Source organism: Alkalithermobacter thermoalcaliphilus JW-YL-7 = DSM 7308 (assembly GCA_001584565.1).
Taxonomy (GTDB): Bacteria; Bacillota; Clostridia; order Peptostreptococcales; family Peptostreptococcaceae; genus Alkalithermobacter; species Alkalithermobacter thermoalcaliphilus.
In genome coordinates this window covers 118,275-131,789 of sequence record LSFY01000001.1, presented here as the reverse complement: position 1 = coordinate 131,789, position 13,515 = coordinate 118,275, and the positions used below count along the sequence as shown (strand labels likewise).

Sequence of the window (13,515 nt, the reverse complement as noted above, 5' to 3'; positions counted from 1 at the left end):
TTAATATTTTGCATCGAAAAAGTTTGTATCTGAAATTGAATTTTCTTTCTTTTTACCATAATTATTTGGCTTTGGCCTACTCGTTAAAAGGTTAAAATTAAGCTGTATATATTCAAGAGAAAATTCTATTAGTTTATTGTTTAAGTCATTTATTTTCTCAAGTTCAAATAATATACTCTTGAGCTTATCTGATTTTTGTTGTATTTGTATAGCTTTTTGTTTGTCTACACTTTCTATTACTTGTTTTATATTTGTTATTTTATCTACATTAAGTTCTCTTTCTAAATTTGTTAATACAGCTCCTCTTAACTTTTCAAGTGTTATAATTTTTTTTACAATATCTTGTTCCTTAAAAGATATATAGTTTAGCTTTTTTGCATCATTGTTTATTATTAGTTCTTTTTTTTCATTTGAAAGAGAAAGAAGTTGATTATTTAAGTTTATCTGTTCATCTAGTATCTGTATAAACTGATCTATAGAGTTCATACTAACATCTCCAAACTATATTTTATTATTTATAATTGCTTTTGCTAAATTTTCAATATCTACAGTGTAGTTTCCGCTTTCTATTTGCATCTTTATTTTTTCTACTTTTTCATCTCTTACATCAGGAATATCTTTTATAGCTTTCATTGCAATCTGATAGTATTTACCAGCATCAGATATTTCAATTTTATCTTCTTTTTGATATGATTTATTTATAGTTTGCATCTTAGTTTTGTTATATGCTTTCATTACACTTTGAATATTACTTATTCCGCTTATCTTCATAAAAAACACTCCTTATTATAGTCTTATGATATTATTATCGACCAAATGGAGTGTTTTCTTTACACCTTATTTTTTATTTTTTAACTTTTGATATATGATAAGTTTGTTTATTTTTATTTGTATTTATAGATTTTGCTGCTGTTTCTAATTCTTTTTGAAGAGCTAGTTTACAAGTTTCACAATACCTTCCACTTTTTATGCTTTTTCCACATCTTTCACATGATAAAATTGCATTTGCTTCTTCTGCTATCTCAATTCTTTCTTCTTTTAAAAACTTTAATATTTTCTTTTCAGAAACTCCTGTTTCTTCAGAAACCTCTTTTATAGTTGACTTAGGATTGTCATAAAGATAATCTCTTACCTTTACAAAATCATCATAATCATCATCTCTACACTTTGAGCAATACTTTTCTCCATTTACACTGCCAAATGTTCTGCCACATTTGCTGCAATTTATAAGCTCCATAAAAACACCTCCTAATATATATTTCTTCCTGTTGCAAATGCTAAAACATATATTTTACCTGCTCCGTTTTCTTTTAAAACCTTAGACATTTCATTTGTTGTTGATCCTGTAGTAAATATATCGTCAATTATTAAAATATCTTTTGATATTATTTTATTTTTTTCCTTTGTTATAGTAAATGAATCTTTTAGCTCAAGTTCTCTTTGTTTTTTAGTTAGTTTTGAAAGATATCTAGTTTCTTTATTTCTTTGTACAGTGCTTATAACTTCTTTATTTAAAAATTTTCCAAGATTATTTGCTATTAAAAAAGATTGATTAAATCCCCTCACTTTTTCTCTTTTTCTATGAAGAGGTACATACGTTATATAGTCAAAGCTTATGTTTTCATAGTCTATCTTGTCTTTCATAACTTGAGCTATTGGATATGCTAAAAAAGTTTTTCCTCCATATTTAAGAGAATATATTATCTTGTGTATATTTTCATCATATTCAGTACAAGAAAATGCTCTATCAAAAAAATAATCTTTATCTATGCACATAGGACATAATTTTTGTTTATAAAACAGTGTTAAAGGTTTTGAGCATTTATCGCAGCCATCTTGAATAAAATTTATCTTTTCAAAACACATTTTACATAAAGAGTATGTATTGTCTTTATGTATAGGACATTTGCACACAATACACTTTATATTTCTCGGATATATATAATCTAACAAAATATCTATCATATAGATTCACTCTTTTCTTAATCTATCAGTCCTTCTTGCCTAAACATAGAGAGTTTATTTTTTAAGTTTGAATATCTGCTATATATTCTGTTATTTTTTATCATAAAATCTAAATACTTTATATCTCCTACTAAAACAACAAGTTTTTTAGCTCTTGTAACTCCTGTATATAAAAGATTTCTAGATAAAAGCATAGGGGGTGCCCAGCATATTGGCATAATAACAACAGGGAATTCACTTCCTTGACTTTTGTGTATAGTAGTACAAAAACTGTGTTCAAGCTCATCTAGTTCACTGTATTCATATTTTGCAATTTTATTTTCATCAAATATGACATATATTATTCTTTCCTCTTTATCTATTTCATATATATACCCTATATCTCCGTTATATACTCCTTCTCCTTTTTCTGACTGATCACAAGTTTCCCATTTTTTGTTGTAATTATTCTTTATTTGCATTACCTTATCTCCAACTCTAAATATTCTATTTTGAAAAATTTCTTCATTTTTAAACTTACTTTTTGGGTTTAATATGTTTTGGAGCATATTATTTAAATTTATAACTCCTAAATCACCTTTTCTCATTGGAGATAGTATCTGTATATCTTTAAGCTTGTCTATCTTGTAGTAGTTAGGTATTCTTTTATCTACAAGGTTTAATATTTCATTTAATATATCTTCATTTTCTGTTCTTTGTATAAAATAAAAGTCTTTATTTTTCTGATTAAGTAGTACGCTTTCTCCTTTGTTTATTTTGTGTGCATTTACTATTATCATGCTTTCTTTTGATTGTCTAAATATTTCATCTAACTTAACACAAGAAATTATATTAGAAGATATTATATCTTTTAAAACATTTCCTGCTCCAACTGATGGCAATTGATCACTATCTCCTACAAGAATAACTTTTGTTCCTAGCTTTATTCCTTTGAGAAGATTATACATAAGTATTATATCAACCATAGATACTTCATCTATTATAACTACATCAGCATCTAATGGGTCGTCTTCATTTTTCATAAATACAAGTTCTTCATCATCTTGAGAATATCCCATCTCTAAAAGTCTATGTATTGTTTTCGCTTGTTTATTTGTAGTTTCGCTCATTCTCTTTGCTGCTCTTCCTGTTGGGGCAGCTAATACTACTTTCATATTTATACTTTCAAATATTCTTATTATAGTATTTATAGTAGTAGTTTTTCCTGTTCCAGGCCCTCCTGTTAAAACAAATACTCCATTTTTTATAGCTTCTTTAATTGCCTTTTTTTGATTTTGGGCTAAAGTTATATTTTCATCTTTTTCTATTTCATTTATTTTTTCGTCTATATCTATCTGTAGATCTTCAAATTCATAACTTGCAAGCTGAATAATTTTTTTACAAACTCCATTTTCGCTTATATAATATGGGATTAGATAAACATTTTCTTTTTCTATTTGAACTTGGTTATCTAATGCAAGAGAAATTATTTCATCTTTTATATAGCTTTCTTCTATATTTAGTATTTCTTTTGCTTTATTTACTAAAATATTTTTAGGCAAAAATGTATGCCCTTCAGATGTACTTTGCTTTAAAGTATATATTATTCCTTGAGCTATTCTATCTTTTGAATATGGACTTATTCCTAACTTTTTTGCTATATCATCAGCAAGTTTAAATCCTATTCCTTTTATATCTTGTGCTAATTTATACGGATTTTCTGTTACTATTTTTATAGAGTTGTTTTTATATTTTTTATATATCCTAAAACATATATTAGGTCCTATTCCGTATGGAGCTAAATTTATTATTAAATTTCTAAGTTCTCTTTCTTTTTCAAAACTTTTACCTATCTGCTCTGCCTTTTTTCTTCCTATTCCATCTATTTGAGTTAATAAGTCAGGATTTGATTGTATTATATTTATTGTATCTACACCAAATTTTTGAACTATCTTTTCTGCTATTTTAGGCCCTACTCCTTTTATCATTCCTGATGATAGATATGCTATTATTCCATCCACTGAAGATGGAGTATCTATCATGAAAGATTCAACTTCAAATTGAGGTCCATATATTTTGTGATTTATCCATTTACCAGTTACTTTTATAGTTTCTCCAAGAGATAATGTCGGCAAACACCCAACTATGGTTATTTCATCATCATCAGTTTCAAGTGTTGCTACTGTATATCCGTTATCTTCGTTTTTGAATATTATTTCATTTATCATACCTTTTATATTTTCCATAGATGCACCTCTTAATAATACCTATAAAGATATTATAACAATAAAAAATACCCGATATCAAATATCGGGTATTTAAAATTATTCTCCTAAAGCTTCTTTTCTTAAGATTTCAGCTTTATCAGTTTTTTCCCAAGGAACATCTATATCAGTTCTTCCGAAGTGTCCATAAGCTGCTGTTTGTCTGTATATAGGTCTTCTAAGATTTAAGTTTTTGATTATTGCTCCTGGTCTTAGGTCAAAGTGCTTTTTAACAAGCTCTACTAGTTTCTCTTCTGATACTTTTCCAGTTCCAAAAGTTTCAACTAGTATAGATACAGGCTCTGCAACTCCTATAGCATAAGCAAGTTCTATTTCGCATTTATCTGCAAGTCCAGCTGCTACTATATTCTTAGCAACGTATCTAGCTGCATATGCTGCTGATCTATCAACTTTAGTTGGATCTTTTCCAGAGAATGCTCCACCACCGTGTCTTGCATATCCACCGTAAGTGTCAACTATTATCTTTCTTCCTGTAAGTCCTGCATCTCCTTGAGGTCCACCTATAACGAATCTTCCTGTTGGGTTTATTAAGAATCTAGTATTTTTATCTAATAAATTAGAAGGTACAACTTTATTTATAACATGCTCTATCATATCTCTTTCTATAGTAGCATGGTCAACTTCAGGTCCATGTTGAGTAGATATAACTATAGTATCAACTCTTACTGGTTTATCATCGTGGTATTCTACCGTTACTTGAGTTTTTCCATCTGGTCTTAAGTAAGATAAAGTTCCATTTTTTCTAACATCAGCTAATCTCTTAGCTAATTTATGAGATAAAGATATTGGAAGTGGCATAAGTTCTTCAGTTTCATTGCAAGCAAATCCAAACATTATACCTTGGTCTCCAGCACCTACTGCTTCAACTTCGTCTTTCATTTCTCCTTTTTTGCTCTCTAAAGCTTCATTAACTCCCATTGCTATATCAGGAGATTGCTCGTCTATAGAAGTAAGTACAGCACAAGTATCACAGTCAAATCCGTACTTAGCTCTTGTGTATCCTATTTCTTCTATAGTGCTTCTAACTACCTTAGGAATATCTACATATGCACTAGTTGTAATTTCTCCTGCTATTAATACAAGTCCTGTAGTAACACTAGTTTCACAAGCAACTCTAGCTTGAGGGTCTTTAGCTAATATAGCATCTAATATAGCATCAGATATTTGGTCACATATCTTATCTGGATGTCCTTCTGTTACTGATTCTGAAGTAAATAATCTTTTTACCATCTTTTTTACCTCCTTTATTTATTCTTTTTTATTATTTCCTTTTTAAATGAACAAATTCTTTCTTTAAAAAGAAGACTTTGTCAAAACACATAGGAAATTATAACCTTCCCATAATTTATTAATTCCTATGTATTATAAAATTAAAGCCTCTTCCACACAAGAAGAGGCTAATTTTTCAAGCTATCCTCATCTTGCAGAATGTCCTGCAGGAATTAGCACCGTACCCATTAGGGCGGTTGCTGGGCTTCATAGGGCCTTTTCCCTCCACCTCTCTTGATAAGGCATCAAGATTTATGTAATTTTTCTCACTTGTCTTAGTATACTATTTAAAATATAGCTTGTCAATACTTTTTTATATTAAATGATAAGAAAGTAAAAGTACTATAATTCCTGCTATCATATTTCCTAGGGTGATAGAAATTAAGGCATCCTTTATTCTAAACCTAAGAATTGATGCAATCATAGATCCACTCCAAACTCCTGTAGATGGAATTGGAAGTGCAACAAAAACAATAAGACCGAGCATTTTATATTTCCTTATATTTTTCCCTTTTTTGTTTAATTTAATGTCAATGAAGTGGCCTATTTTATATAAATATTTATTGTTTTTTATCCACTTTATTATATGTCTAAACGTAAGTATTATAATAGGAGATGGAAGTATTGATCCTATAAGGCAAGTTATATAAACATGAATTGGATTAAATCCAAGGGATATTCCATAAGGTATTGCTCCTCTTAATTCTACAACTGGCATTAAAGACATCATTAAAAGTAAAATTTCTTTTCTTATAAATTCCAAAGATCTCACCTCCAACACTATAATTATATCATATTTATCATTTTCATATTTTATGATCGCATCTCATATAGTGTATTACTAGGAGGTGCTATCTTGTGTATATAGTTAAAGCAAATTATAAAGAAGATGATTGTGTAAATATTCTAACTACAGCTTTAAAAGAAATTATAAACAACAAAACTGTAATTGTGTGTATAGGTACTGACAGATGTATAGGCGACTCTTTAGGCCCTATAGTTGGAACTATGTTAAAAAACAGCGATTATAAATATCCTGTGTACGGAACTTTAGAAAGTCCAATACATGCACTTAATATATATGAAGCTCTAAGCGAAATAAAAAAGAAGCATCCAGATGGATTATTTTTAGCACTAGATGCCTGTTTGGGAGATAAAGAAAACATAGGTACTATTCAAATAAGAAAAGGTCCTATCCTACCTGGGAAAGGTGTTGGAAAAACACTTCCACAGACAGGAGATTTTTCAATAGTTGCTATAGTTGACCAAATCGATGAAGATATTAAATTTACTTTCAATAATATAAGACTTAATTTTATAGTAGAAATGTCAGAGATTATAGCAACCTCTATTATACTTGCAACATAAGTATTAATATAGGTATTGTAAATGCTGAAAGTAATGTTGTTAAGAAAACACCTTGAGATGCTAATATATGATCACTTTCGTATCTTGTAGCAAATATAGCTGCATTAGCTGCACACGGCATAGAAGATATTATTGTAGGTATACCAAGCATCAAATGTTCTAGCCTAAAAATATTTTTCAGGATAGCATAAATCAAAATAGGTATAAAAATAAGCCTTATTATCGATACTACAATTAGTTTTGAATTTGAAAATGCCTTATCTATTGTAGATCCTGCAAGTACTGATCCTACAACCATCATAGCTAATGGGGTTGTTGTATTTCCAACTAAATTAAGCACATCATATATAGGTTTTGGAATAGATATTGAAAATAAAAATAAACTATAACCTATAGCAACTGCTATTATTCCTGGAGTGGAAAATACCCTTTTTATATTCATTGAATCTTTATTTTCTGAGCTTCTAGATATAATAAAAACTCCTAAAGTCCATATGAGAATATCAAATATCATGTTAAATATGGAAGTATAAAATACTCCTATTTCTCCATATATAGAATTTATAACTGGATATCCCATAAATCCTACATTCGGAAATATAATTAAAAACTGAAATACATCTCTTTCCTTTCCTTTTATGTTTGAAAATTTAACTACTAAAAATGATATTCCTATTACTATTGTATAAACAATTACTGATATCCCAAGAATACTTATACTTTTTTTAAACATTTCACTTGAAAAACTATATTGCATAGATTTTATTATAAGAGCTGGCAATGTAATGTTTAATATCAAATTGCTTAAATCTTTATTTGAATCTTTAGTTATAATTCCTTTTTTATTAGATATATACCCTACTAATATAAGTAAAAATAACACTAGTATTTGATTAAATATAGAAATAAAGTTCATAAAATCACCTCTTCAAAATTAAAGGGCCCATTGCCCTTTAATTTTTCATAAAATCATTTACCTTATTCATTAATCCTTCTACTAAATTTTCTAACTTTTCGTCTACATCAGTAGAAGATTTTCCATTAACTGAAAAATAAAACTTTATTTTTGGCTCTGTTCCTGATGGCCTTATAGCACACCAAGACTCATCTTCCATTTCATAAATTATTACATCAGATTTAGGAAGGTTATCTATACCTTTACTATAATCTTTCATTTGTTTTACTTTGTATTTTCCTATATTTTCAATAGGATTTTGTTTAAAATGCTTAATCATCTCTTTTATTTTTTCAGATCCTTCTTTTCCTTTTAAAGTTAAAGATTTCAGTCCTTCTTTATAGTATCCATATTTTTCATAAAGTTCTAGTAATCCTTCATAAAGACTCATTCCTCTGGTGTAGTAATACGCTGCCATTTCTGCTATAAGCATTGATGCTACAACTGCATCTTTATCTCTAGCATGAGTTCCACATAAATATCCATAACTTTCCTCATACCCAAATATAAAAGTTTTTTCTTTTGTTTGTTCAAATTCTTTTATTTTCTCTCCTATGTATTTAAATCCTGTAAGTGTATTTAAAACTTCAACTCCGTAATTTTGTGCAACGACTTGACCAAATTTTGATGTTACTATAGTCTTTATTATTACTGAATTATCAGGTAAAGACCCTTTATCTTTCTTGTTTGAAAGTATGTACTCAAGCAAAAGAGCTCCTGTTTGATTTCCAGTTAAAACTACATATTCTCCATCTTTATTTTTAACTACTGCTCCAACTCTATCACAATCTGGGTCTGTTCCTATTATTATATGAGCATTTTCTTTTTTTGCAAGTTCTATAGAAAGATTAAATGCTTCTTTTTCTTCTGGATTTGGATAAGCTACAGTTGAAAAGTTAGGATCTGGATTTTCTTGTTCCTTTACAACTAAAACGTTTTTAAATCCTACTTCCTTTAGTACTCTTCTTACCGGCTTATTACCTGTTCCATGGAAAGGTGTAAATACTATTTTAAACTCATCTGAAACTTTCTCTATTATATCTGGCCTTAGCGATTGCTTTTTAACGACCTCTATAAATGCTGTGTCTTGATCTTCTCCTAATAGATTTATTAATTCTTTATTTCTTGCAAGATCTTCGTCTATAGTTGGAATTACACTATAATCATTTATTTTTTCTATTTCCCCGATTATTTCCTGAGCAATATCAGATGTTACCTGTGCTCCATCTTCCCAATACACTTTATATCCATTATATTCAGGGGGATTGTGACTTGCAGTTATTACTATTCCAGCTATTGCTCCTAAATTTCTTACAGCAAATGATAATTCAGGAGTGGTTCTTAGGTCATCAAACAAAAACGATTTTATTCCTAAAGAAGCTAAAGTCTTAGCAGCTTCTATCGAAAACTCTTTTGACCTATGTCTACAGTCATGAGCTATTACAACTCCTCTTTTTCTTCCCTCTTCTCCTTTTTTATTTATTATGCAATTTCCAAGTCCAAATGTAGCCCTTCTTACAGTATATTTATTTATTCTATTAGTCCCTGCTCCTATTATTCCCCTCATTCCAGCAGTTCCAAATTCTAAGTTTTTATAAAACCTATCTTCAATCTCCTTTTGGTCATCTCTTATAGCTAAGAGCTCTGTTTTTGTTTCTTCATCAAAATATGGGCTGTTCATCCATTCATTATATATCTTTATGTACTTCATAAAAAACCTCCTTTTGTTTATTATATTTTATCATACTTCTAAATTATATGAAAAAAATCCTCTAAAATTTAGAGGATTTTAAAAATTAGAAGATTTTTTATCTACTATAGCAAACATTAAATTTCCACTGCAAACAAGATCTTCTCCTACATAGGCTTTAGCTTGTGCTTTTCCTATGCCCCTTCTCATCGCAATTAGCTCAACTTCCATTTTTAATACATCTGAAGGTCTAACTTCCTTTTTAAATCTTACATCATCTATTCCTGTAAATACTCCTAGTTTCCCCTTATACTCATCTAGTGATAAAATAGCTATCGCACCTACCTGCGCCATGGCCTCAACTATAAGAACTCCTGGCATTAATGGATATTCTGGAAAGTGACCTTGAAAAAACGGCTCATTTACTGTAACATTTTTTATTCCTACAGCTCTTTTTCCTGGTTCAAGTTCTAATATTTTATCTACTAGTAAAAATGGATATCTGTGAGGAATTATATTTTTTATTTCATCAATATTAAGCATTTGAAACCTCCTTTTAATACCTAGTGCTAATTTATATTTATTATACCATCTACACCGTTTTTTTAAAAGAAAAAAGATAAGAATAAGAATTCTTATCTTTTGATAGTTGTCTTCGTAAATTGATCATATATAAGTTTTGCAAGTCCTAGTTGAGAAGTTTTAGAGGCTTTATTTGATAACTCATCGATATACATTTCTTCAAATATGCTTTTAGCATGAGATTTATCTTCACTTTGAAATACATTAGCAGTTTTTTGCATTTGTTTAAACATTATTTTTATAAATTCTGATTCAAGCTGTTTGCATGCATCCATTAACTTTTTATTATCTTTTGCATTATCTATATCGCTTTTTATTTGATCTAAATTTATATTATTTATTCTCAATCAAATCACCTATCTTCTAAGGTTATTAGCTATTTGCATCATATCATCTGCAGTTTGAATAGTTTTAGAATTTATCTCATAAGCTCTTTGTGCTGTTATAAGTTTTATCATTTCATCTACTATCTTAACATTAGAAGTTTCTAAAAAACCTTGATATATCTTTGTATTTCTTCCTCTTTCATTTAATGGAATTTCTTGCCCAGATGCAAAAGTTGCCTTAAATAAGTTTCTTCCTACAGCTTCTAACCCCTCTGGATTTATAAATTGTGATATTTTTATTCTTCCTATTGTCTGTATTTCGTCATCTTCAAGTGTTACTGATATAAATCCGTCTTCATCTATATTAATATCTTTCATATTGTTTGGAATTAATATTTCTTTATCTTCATCTGATAAAACTGCATATCCTTCTGATGTTACAAGCTTTTTATAGTCACCTTCTATGCTTAACTTAAAAGATCCATCTTTTGTATAAAGCATTTCTCCAGATAAAGATTGTACTACAAAAAATCCAGGACCATCTAAAGCTAAATCTGTTTTATTATCTGTTCTTTCCAGATTTCCACTTTCAAACATTCTAGTTGTAGCAGAAGCCATAACACCATGACCTATTTGAAGATTAACAGGTTTTCCTTGTCCATCATTTAAGTTTATTTTTTTAGCAGTTTCATATAAAAGGTCCTTAAATTCTATTCTTTGTTTTTTATAAGAAGTTGTATTTACATTAGCTAAATTGTTAGATATTGTATCTATATTAAGCTGCTGTGCTTTCATTCCACTTGCAGCAGTCCACATAGCTCGCATCATTTCTTATCACTCCCACTATAATTTACCGATTTCATTGACAGCCTTGCCTAGTATCTCATCGTATGATCTTATAATCTTTTGATTGCTTTCATATTCCCTCAGTACATTTATCATATGGATCATTTCATTTACTATATCTACATTTGATGTTTCTAAAAATCCTTGAAAAATCTGTCCATTAAACTCTTCTATAACAGGATCTATTCCTTCTTCCATTTTATAAAGAGAATGCCCTTCTTTTCTTAACCCATTTACATTTAATATATTTACTATGTCTAAAGTATCTAAATACTCTCCATTTACATATATTTGGCCAAGTTCATTTATATCAAAATCTTTATTTAAAATTATAGGTCCATTTTTTCCTAAAACTAAATAACCATCCATAGTTACAAGCTGTGATCTTTCATTTATGAAGAATGCACCATTTCTTGTATATCTTTCTCCATTAGGTGTTTGTACTTTAAAAAAACCATCTCCATTTATAGCAAAGTCTAGTGTATTTTTAGTTTCCATCATTTGCCCTTGTATAAAATTTGTCTGTATTCTATCTATTCTAAGACCAGCATTAACTGTTCCTATAACAGTTTTAGGAGGATTATATAAAATGTTTCCTACTACATTTGCTCCAGTTATTATGTTTCCATTTTGATCTATTTCAAACTCTCCATTAACTTGTATTCTATTTCCATTTTTATCTAATACATAATTTCCTGTTGTAGTATCTATTTCTCTGTTTATATCTCTTGTGTATGTTTTTAAATATCCTTCATTGTCCACAGCAAATCTTATTTGTCTGCTATAACTTTTTCCTCTATGACTTTCAACTGTAAAAAATCCATTTTTAGCTTGAATATAATACCCTTGTCCATCTCTTTTTATATCTAAATTATCATTTAAAGGCTTATAATTTGTAGTTCCATTTATTTTATGAACTAACTTTTCAGAAAAAGCCTCTGTTAAAACTAAATCTTTTTTAAATCCATTTGTATTTGCATTGGCTATATTGTTACCTATTACATCTATTTTCTTCTGATTTGTCTGCATTGCAGAAGTAGCAGTATAAAGACCCCTGAACATATTATCACTCCAAAAAAAATTATTCTACCTATATTATATCGTAAAAATAAATAAGACCTTTATATGAATATTAAGGAAATATAATTATATTTTTACTTTTATTCCTCCGCCTCTTTGAAGTACATTTAGTGAATTTAAAGCTTCTCCTGTTCCCTTTGCAACACAAGATATAGCATCATCAGCTATGTTAACTTTTATTCCCGTTCTTTGTTGTATTAATTTATCTAATCCCCAAAGAAGCGATCCTCCTCCTGTCATCACAATTCCTCTTTGACTTATATCTGATGCAAGCTCTGGAGGAGTTTTTTCTAAAACACTGTGCATAGCTTCTGCTATTTGAGAAACACTTTCTTGTAAAGCTTCTAACATTTCTGTTGAATTTATTTTTATAGTCTCAGGTAGTCCTGTAACTAAATTTCTCCCTTTTACATTCATAGAAGCTTCTACCTGTCTCTTTGATGCACAACCTATATTTATTTTTATTTCTTCTGCTGTTCTTTCTCCTATTAGTAAGTTGTGCTTTTTTCTTATATATTTTATTATCGCTTCATCAAATTTATCTCCTGCCATCTTTATCGAAGCACTAACCACTACTCCACCTAGAGAAATTACTGCTATATCGGCTGTACCCCCTCCTATATCTACTACCATATTTCCTGTAGGCTGAGCAATATCTAATCCTGCTCCTATAGCTGCAGCTATAGGTTCTTCTATTATATATACTTGTCTTGCTCCTGCTTGTCTTGTAGCTTCTTCAACTGCTCTTTTTTCTACTTCAGTAACTCCAGACGGAACACATACCATAATTCTAGGCATAAAAAATTTAAATAGTCCTTTTCTTCCCAATACTTTATCAACAAAATATTTTATCATTTTTTCTGTTGTATCATAATCAGATATAACCCCATCCTTTAAAGGTCTTATAGCAACTATGTTACTTGGTGTTCTTCCTATCATTTTTCTAGCTTCTTCACCAACTGCTAATACTTTATCATTTTTTTTATCTACTGCTACAACTGAAGGCTCTTTTAACACTATACCTTTTCCTTTTACATATACTAAAACCGATGCAGTTCCTAAATCTATTCCTATATCAGGCAAAAATTTGCTCATTATTATCTCTCCTATCCATCTTATATTCATCAACCTTCTTTATTCTACAAAAATATACAAAAAACCTCTTTTAGT

15 protein-coding genes and 1 riboswitch are annotated in these 13,515 nt (G+C 29.2%); of the genes, 1 reads left to right on the top strand and 14 read right to left on the bottom strand.

What is annotated here, in order from left to right; all coding sequences use genetic code 11:
* The 7 genes from JWYL7_RS00890 to JWYL7_RS00860 all read right to left on the bottom strand — a co-directional run bounded on the left by JWYL7_RS00890 (window position 1) and on the right by JWYL7_RS00860 (window position 6,261).
* A complete protein-coding gene (locus JWYL7_RS00890) occupies window positions 1–486 on the bottom strand; it encodes a flagellar protein FlgN (RefSeq protein ID WP_066067562.1) in 486 nt (161 codons plus the stop codon).
* A gap of 15 nt (window positions 487–501) precedes the next feature.
* Window positions 502–771: a flagellar biosynthesis anti-sigma factor FlgM gene (gene flgM / locus JWYL7_RS00885; RefSeq protein WP_066067559.1), complete on the bottom strand. Its 270-nt coding sequence runs from the start codon at window positions 769–771 to the stop codon at window positions 502–504.
* 73 nt (window positions 772–844) lie between these two features.
* The gene (locus tag JWYL7_RS00880) at window positions 845–1,237 is read right to left on the bottom strand and encodes a hypothetical protein (RefSeq protein WP_066067556.1); all 393 of its coding nucleotides are present in this window, start codon (window positions 1,235–1,237) and stop codon (window positions 845–847) included.
* Window positions 1,238–1,248: 11 nt separating this feature from the next.
* Window positions 1,249–1,965 carry a ComFC family protein gene (locus JWYL7_RS00875; protein WP_066067552.1) on the bottom strand — a complete coding sequence of 239 codons (717 nt, stop codon included), beginning with the start codon at window positions 1,963–1,965 and terminating at the stop codon, window positions 1,249–1,251.
* A gap of 17 nt (window positions 1,966–1,982) precedes the next feature.
* Window positions 1,983–4,190 carry an SF1B family DNA helicase RecD2 gene (gene recD2 / locus JWYL7_RS00870; RefSeq protein ID WP_066067548.1) on the bottom strand — a complete coding sequence of 736 codons (2,208 nt, stop codon included), beginning with the start codon at window positions 4,188–4,190 and terminating at the stop codon, window positions 1,983–1,985.
* 78 nt (window positions 4,191–4,268) lie between these two features.
* The gene (gene metK, locus JWYL7_RS00865; protein ID WP_066067545.1) at window positions 4,269–5,459 is read right to left on the bottom strand and encodes a methionine adenosyltransferase; all 1,191 of its coding nucleotides are present in this window, start codon (window positions 5,457–5,459) and stop codon (window positions 4,269–4,271) included.
* A 183-nt stretch (window positions 5,460–5,642) separates the two neighbouring features.
* A riboswitch (SAM riboswitch) is annotated at window positions 5,643–5,742 on the bottom strand.
* 69 nt (window positions 5,743–5,811) lie between these two features.
* Complete coding sequence (locus tag JWYL7_RS00860) at window positions 5,812–6,261, bottom strand: COG2426 family protein (protein WP_066067543.1); 450 nt, start codon at window positions 6,259–6,261, stop codon at window positions 5,812–5,814.
* Between the two features lie 95 nt (window positions 6,262–6,356).
* Between JWYL7_RS00860 and yyaC the strand changes: the two genes are divergently transcribed.
* Window positions 6,357–6,866, top strand: a complete 510-nt coding sequence (gene yyaC, locus JWYL7_RS00855) for a spore protease YyaC (protein ID WP_066067540.1) — start codon at window positions 6,357–6,359, stop codon at window positions 6,864–6,866.
* Here the strand turns inward: yyaC and JWYL7_RS00850 are convergent.
* The 7 genes from JWYL7_RS00850 to JWYL7_RS00820 form a co-directional block, all read right to left on the bottom strand.
* On the bottom strand, window positions 6,850–7,782 hold the full coding sequence (locus JWYL7_RS00850) for an AEC family transporter (RefSeq protein ID WP_066067537.1): 933 nt from the start codon (window positions 7,780–7,782) through the stop codon (window positions 6,850–6,852). The genes yyaC and JWYL7_RS00850 overlap by 17 nt on opposite strands.
* A gap of 37 nt (window positions 7,783–7,819) precedes the next feature.
* Window positions 7,820–9,532, bottom strand: coding sequence for a phospho-sugar mutase (locus tag JWYL7_RS00845; protein ID WP_066067534.1), 1,713 nt, complete (start codon window positions 9,530–9,532; stop codon window positions 7,820–7,822).
* Between the two features lie 78 nt (window positions 9,533–9,610).
* The gene (gene fabZ / locus JWYL7_RS00840; protein WP_066067531.1) at window positions 9,611–10,054 is read right to left on the bottom strand and encodes a 3-hydroxyacyl-ACP dehydratase FabZ; all 444 of its coding nucleotides are present in this window, start codon (window positions 10,052–10,054) and stop codon (window positions 9,611–9,613) included.
* Between the two features lie 92 nt (window positions 10,055–10,146).
* The gene (locus tag JWYL7_RS00835) at window positions 10,147–10,440 is read right to left on the bottom strand and encodes a rod-binding protein (protein ID WP_066067528.1); all 294 of its coding nucleotides are present in this window, start codon (window positions 10,438–10,440) and stop codon (window positions 10,147–10,149) included.
* Between the two features lie 9 nt (window positions 10,441–10,449).
* On the bottom strand, window positions 10,450–11,247 hold the full coding sequence (gene flgG / locus JWYL7_RS00830) for a flagellar basal-body rod protein FlgG (RefSeq protein WP_066067525.1): 798 nt from the start codon (window positions 11,245–11,247) through the stop codon (window positions 10,450–10,452).
* A gap of 15 nt (window positions 11,248–11,262) precedes the next feature.
* Window positions 11,263–12,327, bottom strand: coding sequence for a flagellar hook-basal body protein (locus JWYL7_RS00825; RefSeq protein WP_066067521.1), 1,065 nt, complete (start codon window positions 12,325–12,327; stop codon window positions 11,263–11,265).
* 84 nt (window positions 12,328–12,411) lie between these two features.
* Entirely contained in the window at window positions 12,412–13,470 is a 1,059-nt protein-coding gene (locus JWYL7_RS00820) for a rod shape-determining protein (protein WP_334292116.1), read from the bottom strand.
* Between the last annotated feature and the right edge of the window lie 45 nt (window positions 13,471–13,515).

Coding starts and splice junctions, on each gene's coding strand:
- JWYL7_RS00890 (WP_066067562.1), bottom strand. CDS start 486: ATGAACTCTATAGATCAGTTTATACAGATACTAGATGAACAGATAAAC.
- flgM (WP_066067559.1), bottom strand. CDS start 771: ATGAAGATAAGCGGAATAAGTAATATTCAAAGTGTAATGAAAGCATAT.
- JWYL7_RS00880 (WP_066067556.1), bottom strand. CDS start 1,237: ATGGAGCTTATAAATTGCAGCAAATGTGGCAGAACATTTGGCAGTGTA.
- JWYL7_RS00875 (WP_066067552.1), bottom strand. CDS start 1,965: ATGATAGATATTTTGTTAGATTATATATATCCGAGAAATATAAAGTGT.
- recD2 (WP_066067548.1), bottom strand. CDS start 4,190: ATGGAAAATATAAAAGGTATGATAAATGAAATAATATTCAAAAACGAA.
- metK (WP_066067545.1), bottom strand. CDS start 5,459: ATGGTAAAAAGATTATTTACTTCAGAATCAGTAACAGAAGGACATCCA.
- JWYL7_RS00850 (WP_066067537.1), bottom strand. CDS start 7,782: ATGAACTTTATTTCTATATTTAATCAAATACTAGTGTTATTTTTACTT.
- JWYL7_RS00845 (WP_066067534.1), bottom strand. CDS start 9,532: ATGAAGTACATAAAGATATATAATGAATGGATGAACAGCCCATATTTT.
- fabZ (WP_066067531.1), bottom strand. CDS start 10,054: ATGCTTAATATTGATGAAATAAAAAATATAATTCCTCACAGATATCCA.
- flgG (WP_066067525.1), bottom strand. CDS start 11,247: ATGATGCGAGCTATGTGGACTGCTGCAAGTGGAATGAAAGCACAGCAG.
- JWYL7_RS00825 (WP_066067521.1), bottom strand. CDS start 12,327: ATGTTCAGGGGTCTTTATACTGCTACTTCTGCAATGCAGACAAATCAG.
- JWYL7_RS00820 (WP_334292116.1), bottom strand. CDS start 13,470: ATGAATATAAGATGGATAGGAGAGATAATAATGAGCAAATTTTTGCCT.